We start from the raw sequence: 10,545 nt of genomic DNA, 5'->3' as shown, positions 1-10,545 counted from the left end.
AAAGCTTTGATACAAGTTTGATTAAAAACTACAGAGCTTCCATGGCTTTTTCATAGCCAAATTCTGCGGATTTTTGCAAGAATTTTTTAGCCCTGTCCTTTTTCTTTCTAGTGCCAAGCCCTTCTTTATAAGCGATCCCAATTCTATAAAGGATCTCCCCCATTTGTTGTTTGAGTAAAGTAATATTGCTTGAAATTTCAGCAATATCTTCCCAAAGAAGTGTCTTATCTTTGATTTGAGTGGATTTCATAACAAGTATTCCAAACTTCTTTCCAAATTTTATAGGATTCGCGCTCAAACCTGAAAGATCAATGAATCGCGATCCAATAAGCATACTAGTGAACGCAAGGTTTGGTAATCTAAAATTGTTAGCAAAATAATTTGTGCTTTTATTAGAAAACATGCGAACCACATGCCTGTAAGTCTTAAGCGCTTGTTTCAAATCCTTTTTCATCCCTAAGCCTTGCGCTTGCATGCGTCCTAAAATAAGAGCACCCCCTAACAACCCGCTCCCATACCCTTTGATAGCGTTTTGTGCATAGAATTGCGCTTTTTTGTAATCCACTTTCACGCCCTTTCCCTCCAAATACATTTTGGCTAAATAAACGCTGCCAAGCCCAATGCTGTATTCTTGCGCCAATTTAAAATCTTTAAAGGCTTGTTTGTATTGGCCTTGATTAAAATGGTCTAAACCATTTTCAAAATAATATGTCTTATGATTTCGCGCAATTTCATCCCATTGATTTCGCGCCCTTTCATCCCAATCATCACTGATGCTAATATATTCATCAGCTATACAAAGCGAAAACGGCAACAATAAAACTAGTAAAAGCAATAAAGGCTTTAAAAAAGAGAGGGTGGTGCGATAAAAATCTTCAAACATGTCAGATCCTTTTACAATTTGAGCCATTCTTTAGCTTGTCTTTCTAGCTAGATCACAAGCGAACTTTCAAAGCAATTTGAATGGATAGCAGTTGAAGAATTGCAAGTAAAGAACAAGACTAAAAGAGCTAAACTCAAAGCTAAACTTAAAAATGTCAAACAAAAGAGCAAGCTTAACCGATCTAACTTAAACGCTTCATTCTATCAAATCATCTCTTTTTTAGACTACAAACAACAGCATAATAATGGCAACAAGCAATAGGGAGATGGTTTTATATTTTTTGCTATAATAGCATGAATTTGTTTCATAGTAACAAATTGAGAATATACCTTGATGGAGGTAACACTATGGCTGACACAATCAATACAACTGAAACAACCCACGAAACAAAGAAACCAAATGCTTTTGTAAATTTTTTCAAAAACAATTTGACTGATAAGCGCTATGATTCATTAGGTCTCATTGGAGCAGGGGTTTTATGTTGTGTCTTGAGCGGTGCTATGGGGATTGTTGGGATAATCTTTGTCGCAATAGGAATCTTTTTGTCTTTTTCTAATATCAACTTAGTGAAATTAATTGAAAAATTGTCCAAAAAACAACCTAAAGTGGCAACAACTGTCAATAACGAAACCCAAAAATCTCAAGCAACAAGCGTTACCAACGGACCAACTGAAGCTAAAGAGAATAAAGACTGAGGTAAAACAACGATTCTGACTAAAGAAAGAATAAGAGAAAATTTCAAAAATTTAGGTGTTCTAGTGGTTTGTTACTCACTGCATGACCTAAACAAGCAACCTATAAATTCTTTTTTTAGATTTAAGAGTAGTTATTTGCAATATGAGTCTAGCTACGAGTTACAATGTGAGTAATAATTTTTCTAAGTTTAATATTAAGAGAGTCAGAGAATATTTGATTTGTCTTGTTTGTAACACACCTAAAATGATACAAAGAGAATTGAATGGTGTCTCATTTTATGGTTGCTCTAATTGTGTAAATAAAGGCGACTTTAAGGGCGTTTTACGAGAAATAAATGGCTCAATGAAAATGGTCTGCTTGCATTGTGAAAACACGCCCATAATGGAAAAAGTAGAAAGTGGTAGGGGAGGAGCTTACGCTTGTAAGAATTGCAATAGGAAGTTTTACTTTATCGATCTTGCAAAACAAAACGAACGAAAAAAAGATTTAGAAAAAGAAAAAAAAGAATTGCTTAATAAGATTGAAAAGCAAAAAATCAAACGCCTTGAGCGTTTCATTTTGGCTGGTGTAAAAGCTAATATTAAAGAAAATTCTTTTTTCTTAGGATGTAAAAATTATCATAAGTGCAAATGGACTGCTAGTATGGATTCACAAGATCTTAAATGTCTCAAATGCAACAGGTTAATGAAAAGAAAAAAGAATTTCAAAAACAATGAGTTTTTTACAGCTATATCACTTATCTTAAATGCAATGGAATTTTGTCTCTATATCAATCTGAAAAAAAAGGAAACCAATGTTTAGAAAACTAGCAATCTCTGTATCGCTCATAGGCTTACTAATCTCCAACGCTCTTTATGCTAAAGAAATAAGTGAAGCCGATAAGGTCATTAAGGCCACTAAAGAAACTAAAGAGACCAAGAAAGAGGCTAAACGCCTCAAAAAAGAAGCTAAACAGCGCCAACAGATCCCTGATAATAAGAAACCTCAATATGTCTCTGTTGATGACACAAAAACTCAAGCGCTTTTTGATATATACGACACCTTGAATGTGAATGACAAAAGCTTTGGGGATTGGTTTGGTAATAGCGCTTTGAAAGACAAAACTTATCTCTACGCTATGGATCTATTGGATTACAACAACTATTTATCCATAGAAAACCCCATTATCAAAACAAGAGCAATGGGGACTTATGCGGATCTCATCATCATCACAGGTTCGTTAGAACAAGTCAATGGGTATTACAACATTCTAAAAGCGCTCAACAAACGAAACGCTAAGTTTGTGTTAAAAATCAATGAGAACATGCCTTATGCCCAAGCGACTTTTTTAAGAGTGCCAAAAAGAAGCGATCCTAATGCCCACACGCTTGATAAGGGAGCGTCAATTGATGAGAATAAGCTTTTTGAACAACAAAAGAAAATGTATTTCAATTACGCTAACGATGTGATCTGCAGACCTAATGATGAAGTGTGTTCGCCCCTAAGAGATGAGATGGTAGCTATGCCCACTAGCGATAGCGTTACTCAAAAACCCAATATCGTTGCTCCTTATAGCTTGTATAGACTAAAAGAGACAAATAACGCCAATGAGGCCCAACCATCACCTTATGCCACCCAAACCGCTCCTGAAAACAGCAAAGAGAAGTTCATAGAAGAGCTAATCGCTAACTCCCAACTCATAGCCAATGAAGAAGAGAGGGAAAAGAAACTCTTAGCAGAAAAAGAAAAACAAGAGGCTGAATTGGCTAAATATAAGCTCAAAGACTTAGAAAATCAAAAGAAACTAAAAGCTTTAGAAGCAGAGTTGAAAAAGAAAAACGCTAAGAAACCTAGAGTAGTGGAAGTGCCTGTTTCTCCTCAAACAAGTAATTCTGATGAAACAATGAGAGTTGTCAAAGAAAAAGAGAACTATAATGGGTTATTAGTGGATAAGGAGACCACGATCAAAAGAAGCTATGAGGGGACTTTGATCAGTGAAAATTCTTACAGCAAAAAATCGCCCATCAACCCTAATGACTTGAGGAACTTAGAAGAAGAAATCAAAAGCTACTACATCAAGTCTAACGGCTTGTGTTACGCTAATGGCATTAGCCTCTATGCAAAAATCAAAAACGACCCCTATAAAGAGGGAATGCTGTGTGGTTATGAGAGTGTTCAAAATCTGCTCTCACCTCTAAAGGACAAGCTCAAATACGACAAGCAGAAGTTACAAAAAGCGTTACTGAAAGATTCAAAGTAAGTTAAAGTTTTGTTTGAGAAATGGATTGGTCTGACTTTGCTTCTTAATTCCTTAGCCTATCCATGCCAAAAGGTAACCATTAGTTTCAAGCAGTATGAAAATCTTATCCATATCCATCAAAAAGGTTGCAACAATGAAGTGGTGTGCAGAACGCTTATTTCTATCGCTTTGTTAGAAAGCTCTCTAGGGTTGAACAACAAGCGCGAAATTTCCACAAAAGACACTTCTTATTCCATGTTTCATATCACTTTAAACACCGCTAAAAAATTCTATCCTACCTATTCTAAAACGCTCCTCAAAACCAAATTGTTAAACGATGTGGATTTTGCGATCCAATTAGCCAAACAAATTTTAAAAGAAAATTTTGATTATTACAAACAAAAACACCCCAACAAAAGCGTGTATCAATTAGTGGAAATGGCAATAGGCGCTTATAATGGGGGAATGAAACACAACCCTAATGGCACTTATGTGAAGAAGTTTCGCTGCATTTATTCTCAAGTGCGTTACAACGAGTAGAGCATACTAACTATTTTTGAATCTTTGTAATTTTTACAAGCAATCTTGGTGATACACTTCTCCTATCTTATGAATTTATAATAATATCATTTACATCATTATCTTTTAATTTTTCTAAAATATATTTTGCTTCTTTTTATTAAGATATTTTGTCTTTTTATTTTTTGGAATAGGCTTTTGCTTTCCTTATAAAGACATATAGCGTAAGAATTCTTCCAATTCATGCCATTTTCTCTGGGCATAGGTGCTGTAAAAATGGATTGATGAATTTTAATCTAGCACATGCAGCAATCCAATAAAAGCGATGGCTAGCAAATCAAAGAACACACAAGCTTTTGATGAGTGAAAATTCCATTAAAGATATAGGAAAACTCAAACGCTTCATGCAAGACAAAGATTATTTTTTTAGCAAAGAAGCACCTGATCTGATCTTGAAAGATTTCCAAAACGAAACTAATGATTAGAAATTAAAATCACAGTTCGCTTGAACCCACAGGCACTAAAGATTTATCATAACTCAATTCACCTCTGGTTTTAGCGGCTTGCAAATCATCATAGAATGTTGCCTGATTAGGCACTTTCCCCAATTTGTATTTTTTGCTCAAGCTTGGACTTACCTTAATGAGCTCATCGGTGAAGAATGGATCATCATAGTAAAGCGCCTTGTGGCATTTGATGGGTTTGAGCGTGTTCTCTAGAATGATAAGCTCATCGCCCATAGTCATCAATTCATCAGGGGTCATCAAAAACCGTTCCTTGTTGCTGATAGAAGTGTTGGTCTTACCTGTATTATCATCAATGCTTCGGCTCACATCTTGTCTTGTGTATTTCCCTAACACCTTAGAAAGTTTTTCAAAGTGTTCATAGTAGTTATCGTTGTTGATCCCATAATACATATTCAAAGAAAGGTTGTCTAAAATAGTCTTAGCGCCATTCCTACCATAACCAAGTGGGGGGTCATTCTCTAGTTGCGCCTTACTTTGAAACACAAAAGCGGGGCGCATGTTGTATTCTGCCATGATCCCTACCGCTTTAACAAAGGTCTCTAAATAGCCACACAAAGTGAATTCGTCCATGAGCATCAAGCAACTTCTTTTGCATTGTGGATCATGGATTGGCAGAATCAAATTGCTATAAATCATCACGTTGAAAAACAGCTCTAATATCGGTCCAACAATAGTGCTTTCTTTAGGATTAGCGATCACACCAATACTCACTGCATCGATCCTTAAACGCCTGAAATCAAAATCATTAGCGCTCGTGAAATTTCTAATCATGGCGTTATTGTAAGGTGCAAAGGCTGAAGTATATACCCCTTGAACCGAGCTATAAGTTTCTCTAGCGCCGCCCATTGTCTTGAAGCTATTCCACATGTTTCTAGTAGCAGGACTAAGCGCTCTTAGATTGTCGCCACTCTTATCTTCTTCACCTCCAAAAAATTCCATCAGAGACACGACTTTTTCCATGTTTGTGTCTTCATCAATCAAGTTGATACCGCTTGCCATAGAACCTATGAAAAACATCGTAGGGGTTTCAGGCATGATGATTTTTTTTCTTTTGACAAACTCAAGCCCCTTTTTAGTCCACATGAGATCCCTATAAATATTGCAATTGATGACAAAAAGATTTCGTGCTTGATTGCTAAAAAAAGGATCTTTTTCATTAGGTCTTTCAGGGAACACGAGCTTTGCCAATCCAAAGATTTGAGTGGAAAAATCCCCTCCACTAGCCACCATGCCATGCCCTTTTAGGCGTGTGTCAATTTGAGAGAGTATGTCTTCGGTCAAAACCACATCATTACCAAAATCCACGTAAGCGAAAGGATTAAATCGGTGTGTTTTTAAGGAGAAAGGTTCATAGATGAACACTTTTTGGTTGAAGCGTTTTTCTCTGATTTTTCCGCAAGTCTCCATAGTGTCAGCTTTAGGATCAAACACAACGATATTTTGAGGATAATTGATCATATTGGGCATGATGAAACCCACACCTTTACCGCTTCTAGTAGGGGCAATCAAGCCAATGAACGCCTGTCCTGCATAAGCGATAAAATCCCCCAAGCCACGCCTGCCTACAATAACCTCTCGTTTGTCAAAGGCGCGTTTTTTATTATTGGGTGTGATAAGCTTGGCTTTGATCATTTTCTCTTCAGTTTCCCAACTCGCGCTACCAAAGAGATCATCAACTTTTTTATTCGCTCCTATATCTCTAGTCCGAGTTAAGTATTTTAAGAACCACACAAAAAAGGTAATGAAGATATAAGAGCATAAAATAGAACTATATACGACTAAGGATATATTGAACCCATAAATCTTGAGTGAGCTAAAAGTGAGCGCCTTAAAATAGTATGCAGGAAAATCTTGTATCGCATAGATCCATATATCAAAAAGATCATCATCACTCTCAGGCAATTTATTATCATCATAAAAATTACCTAAGAGGATCAAGAAAAATAACCCTGATGTGATAAAAGAATAGGATAGTAATAGTATAGCTTGCAACCAAAAGCCAAAGGTTTTAACCCTTTCTTTTAGCCCATCTATAATGATTTCTTTAAAACTTTTTTTCTTTTGAGGCTGATTAGCTTTATCTTTAAAAACCTTTTTTTGAGTTTTTATGAATTTGTAGAGGAAAAATAACGCTATTAACCCTATGAAACTAAAAATAACAACCAACTTATAATCCTCTATGAAATATAAGATGTTATACAAAAAGTCTTCCATTGTGTCTACTACCTGTGTTTGATATAAAATTCATCACACTGTTTGTGGTGGTTGATATGGACAATCATATCAATTAAATCTTTAAAGCCCTCAATAAGACTTTCAAACTTGATATTCCTTGCTGCGTTATTAGATGAACTCATGTTAGCTAAACGGATAAACGCTTCTTCACTGCTCCCTGCATGTAGAGTGGTTAGCGTGCCTTTATGGCCGCTACAAAGCACATTATAAAAATCGTATGCCTCACTGCTTCTGAGTTCCCCTAAAATGATTCTATCAGGCCGCATTCTCAAACATGACTTTAAGCAATCAGCGGAGGTGATATTCCCACCAAAAAAAAGCTGCGTGTAGTTCTTGTGGTGTTTGAATACGATCTCTTCGGTGTCTTCAATGGATATGATCCTTTCTTCTTTGGGGATAAACTCCATGATGCTTTTGATATAAGTCGTTTTACCGCTTCCTGTGCCACCACAAACAATCACATTCTTGCCAATAGCAATACCATCTTTAATCGCGCTGATCGCTTGTTCTTTGTTGTCTAGTAGATTATAAAAACCTTGTTCTTCAAAAAAGCTATGAGGGTAGGTTGTTTTGCTAGGTATCCTTATGGATATGGAAATGGTTTCATCATTAACTGTAACAGGGGAAAGGACAATCTGCACCCTTTCACCATTCGCTAAATTGCTACTCAAAATAGGATTTTCATAGTTGTCTATTGTTTTTTTCTTGAAGCTTGCACAACATCGAGCGAAATGCATTAAACGAGATAAGCTAAAGGCTTTCTTGTTTCTCACATCAAACGGTTGCCATTCGCCATTATTTTTTAAAACCCATACAACCTTGTCCCCATTGTAACAAATCTCAGTGATATTTTCCATTTTTAAAAAATCACCAAAAAGTTCTTCAGTAGCATGCCTTAGAGGATTTAATGCCGCTTCTTTTAAAGCTCTTTCTACTTCTAGAAATTTTTTATCTTCTGCACTCAATCTGTCTTCAGTCATGTTCTTATTCCAAATTTAATTTTAACTGGGTTATCAATTTAGCCCTTTCTAAAGAAGTGAGATAAGTCTTATTTTTGCTCAAAATGATATATTTAGTCCCTATATCTTGGACAATCTCATTGAGCTTTCTCCCAAAATCATCTATCCCTAGAATCTGAAACGCCACGCCCATCATATTGCCATCTATGAATGGCGGTAAATACTCTCTTGGCAGATAAGAAGCCACTAGGTCTGAAATTCTTGCCACTTCATCACACATGAAATTATTGAAGTTGTCAGAAATTTCTGCAACAAACTCTCCAAGCGTTAGTTCATTTTTGATCGTGCTTTCTGCAAAAGTCTTTTCTTGTTTGCAGCGATTGTAACTGGCTAACACAAGGTTGTTTAAATAGTTGTAATAAGTATCAAAACTAATAAAATTCTTTTGCATATTGATTCTTAACTCTTGAACTCTTCTCAAAAAATCTTGTGGATCGTTGCTATCTTTTAAAGAAGTGGCGTAATTTTGAATAAACTTATCCCTTACTTCATTCGCATTTCTTATAAGAGAACTATTGCTATCTAAGATCTTTTGTCTTTCTGTTTCATTGAAACCTAGTTCCATTGCTGTTTCCTTTCATTGTTTTTGCTTGGTTTTTTCCGCCACTATATCCTCTAGAAGAGCCTAGTTGGTTTTGTCTTTTATTTTGTAAAGAACCGAGTTTAATAACATGAATATATTTTATCCTTTCTCTTGAATCAATTGCCACCTTTGGGGCTTGTGGTGATCTCTTCATGTTCTCTAGACAAAGTTTTGGTGCTTTGTTTGATAATTTCATCTACCACAGATTTGTTGGTAATTTTAACATCATACACGCCACTAAAATCAATATCGTCCATTGTGAGAATCTTAATACTATCGCCCTCGTTTTTGTAAAAACTTGGGGGGATATTCATCAGTTGCCCTAGAATTTGATTAGACATCTGAGCTGAACTTTGCATACTACCATTGATAGCTTGACCCAAAGCGTAATTAAACTCAGGTGTCCTTTCACTTCTGCCTTTGCCAAGGCCTATGAGTTTATCTAGGGCTATGATAGGCGCGGTTTGCAAGAAACTATTAACCACGCTTGCTATCACAGCAAAGCCTATGCGCTTCATGAAGTGATTATTCACATAGCCATCTACCCCTGCTTCACCCAACATGCCTGCTGCTTGAGCGTTTGCTAGAGGTATTATCACACCATCAGGCGTAATGGCTTTAGTAAAGACTATCATTAAGCGTGTCATAATGGGTGTGCCACCTTTCACGCTTTGATAATTCCCATACACCTTAGTGCCTTTGTCTAGTAAGATCATAGTGCCGTTCATGTTCCATACATCTTTGGCTACAACCCCACTCACTATACCTGTGAGAGTGGCATCTACTTTAGAAGTCAGAGTGATTTCAATGGGAGTGTATTGCGCTAAAACAAATGTGGGATCACTCTTGCCTATAAAGGCCTGTTTGACAGGGCTTGTTTCATCTTGTTTTTCTGCTTTATTTTTGTCATCAATGGGATTACCATTTTCATCTACAAATTCCCCACTCTTTTCTTTTTTGTTCTTAAGAGCGATTTCACTGATATTCTTGGCAGTTTCTGCGACATCTTTGTCTATCTTATTGCTTTCTGCTTTAGCTTTTGCTGTGGATTTTTCACTTTTTTCTTTATCGTCATCTTTTTTATTACCACCTAAAGCCTTAGCCAATTTAGCTTCTAAATTCTTATCCTTAATGGTTTTTTCTGTTTCGTATTGCTTGGTAATATCAGGCTCTATGGAAGCATAAATAGGATTATCGCTAGCTATTTTGTCCGCATCAACATTAGTGGCGTTAATAGTGGCAATATCGCCGCCATTTTTGAAATCCATTGGTAACAATGGATAACCTTTAGCCGCCATGTTATCAAAGGTTTTGCGGCTTCTTAGATCGCTATAAATCCGATCCACTTCATCAGCTTGTCGTTTGATTCCTAGAATTAGCGCCCTTTCGCTATCGCTCAAGCCATCTAAACATTGCTCTATGGCTTCTTGATCAGTAGGGTCATCTAAGTTATCCAAGCACTCGCTTGCTTGATGCAACCTTTCTGTTTTACTCAATTGATTTTGTTTGTTTTGTGTCCTTTTATTTTGGATTTCTTGGATCAAATCGCTATAAAGGTTTTGGCATTTCCTTTTTTCTTCATCGGTTTTAGCCATAGCCAAACAATCCGCAACAGCCTTTTCTCTAGCTTCTTGCAGGTATTTGAGCTTCTCTTCATCGCTCAAACCATCCAAACACTTCATAATAGCCGCTCTGTCGTTAGGATCGGCGTTCTTCAAGCAATCTTTTATCGCTTTATCTTTTTGTTGGAGTTCTTTCTCTAAAAATTTCCTCGCTTCAGGGGTGAGCAATTTCTCGCATTCTTGTTTCTCTTTTTCATTCCTAGCTCTTGAAACGCAGTCTAAATAAGCCTTAACGCTTTTTTT

The 10,545-nt window shown here is 36.4% G+C and carries 10 protein-coding genes and 2 pseudogenes; 7 read left to right on the top strand and 5 right to left on the bottom strand.

Annotated features, from left to right (window positions below; genetic code table 11):
* Positions 1-28 precede the first annotated feature (28 nt).
* Complete coding sequence (locus G6069_RS06000) at positions 29-883, bottom strand: HP0519 family Sel1-like repeat protein (protein ID WP_197293686.1); 855 nt, start codon at positions 881-883, stop codon at positions 29-31.
* Between the two features lie 51 nt (positions 884-934).
* On the opposite strand from G6069_RS06000, the pseudogene G6069_RS05995 reads away from it, so the two are divergent.
* The 7 genes and pseudogenes from G6069_RS05995 to G6069_RS08055 all read left to right on the top strand — a co-directional run.
* A pseudogene (locus G6069_RS05995) lies at positions 935-1,126 on the top strand (transposase); the annotation flags it as partial.
* 104 nt (positions 1,127-1,230) lie between these two features.
* Positions 1,231-1,578: a cag pathogenicity island protein Cag1 gene (gene cag1, locus G6069_RS05990; protein ID WP_021176263.1), complete on the top strand. Its 348-nt coding sequence runs from the start codon at positions 1,231-1,233 to the stop codon at positions 1,576-1,578.
* A gap of 15 nt (positions 1,579-1,593) precedes the next feature.
* Positions 1,594-1,752: a cag pathogenicity island protein gene (locus G6069_RS08125; protein ID WP_097692370.1), complete on the top strand. Its 159-nt coding sequence runs from the start codon at positions 1,594-1,596 to the stop codon at positions 1,750-1,752.
* The gene (locus tag G6069_RS05985; RefSeq protein ID WP_197293684.1) at positions 1,721-2,380 is read left to right on the top strand and encodes a cag pathogenicity island protein; all 660 of its coding nucleotides are present in this window, start codon (positions 1,721-1,723) and stop codon (positions 2,378-2,380) included. Before G6069_RS08125 ends, G6069_RS05985 begins: the two co-directional genes overlap by 32 nt.
* A complete protein-coding gene (gene cag3, locus G6069_RS05980) occupies positions 2,373-3,818 on the top strand; it encodes a type IV secretion system outer membrane cap subunit Cag3 (protein WP_197293683.1) in 1,446 nt (481 codons plus the stop codon). Before G6069_RS05985 ends, cag3 begins: the two co-directional genes overlap by 8 nt.
* Positions 3,819-3,827: 9 nt before the next feature.
* Positions 3,828-4,337, top strand: a complete 510-nt coding sequence (cag4, locus tag G6069_RS05975) for a VirB1 family T4SS lytic transglycosylase Cag4 (protein ID WP_000462186.1) — start codon at positions 3,828-3,830, stop codon at positions 4,335-4,337.
* 338 nt (positions 4,338-4,675) lie between these two features.
* Positions 4,676-4,801: a hypothetical protein gene (locus G6069_RS08055; protein ID WP_269434575.1), complete on the top strand. Its 126-nt coding sequence runs from the start codon at positions 4,676-4,678 to the stop codon at positions 4,799-4,801.
* 9 nt (positions 4,802-4,810) lie between these two features.
* Here the strand turns inward: G6069_RS08055 and cag5 are convergent, their stop codons facing one another.
* The 4 genes and pseudogenes from cag5 to cagY form a co-directional block, all read right to left on the bottom strand.
* Positions 4,811-7,057 (bottom strand): VirD4 family type IV secretion system ATPase Cag5, encoded by a 2,247-nt coding sequence (cag5, locus tag G6069_RS05970; protein ID WP_197293682.1) that lies wholly within the window; start codon positions 7,055-7,057, stop codon positions 4,811-4,813.
* Between the two features lie 8 nt (positions 7,058-7,065).
* Positions 7,066-8,058, bottom strand: coding sequence for a cag pathogenicity island type IV secretion system ATPase VirB11 (virB11, locus tag G6069_RS05965; RefSeq protein WP_181228997.1), 993 nt, complete (start codon positions 8,056-8,058; stop codon positions 7,066-7,068).
* 4 nt (positions 8,059-8,062) lie between these two features.
* Positions 8,063-8,662, bottom strand: a complete 600-nt coding sequence (gene cagZ / locus G6069_RS05960) for a cag pathogenicity island translocation protein CagZ (RefSeq protein WP_000418833.1) — start codon at positions 8,660-8,662, stop codon at positions 8,063-8,065.
* Positions 8,663-8,796: 134 nt separating this feature from the next.
* Positions 8,797-10,545, bottom strand: a pseudogene (cagY, locus tag G6069_RS05955) (type IV secretion system apparatus protein CagY); the annotation flags it as partial.

It is taken from the genome of Helicobacter pylori (assembly GCF_017594925.1).
Classification (GTDB): Bacteria; Campylobacterota; Campylobacteria; order Campylobacterales; family Helicobacteraceae; genus Helicobacter; species Helicobacter pylori_DP.
The sequence above is the reverse complement of the archived record's forward strand: the minus strand, read 5'-3'. Positions and strand labels throughout refer to the sequence as shown.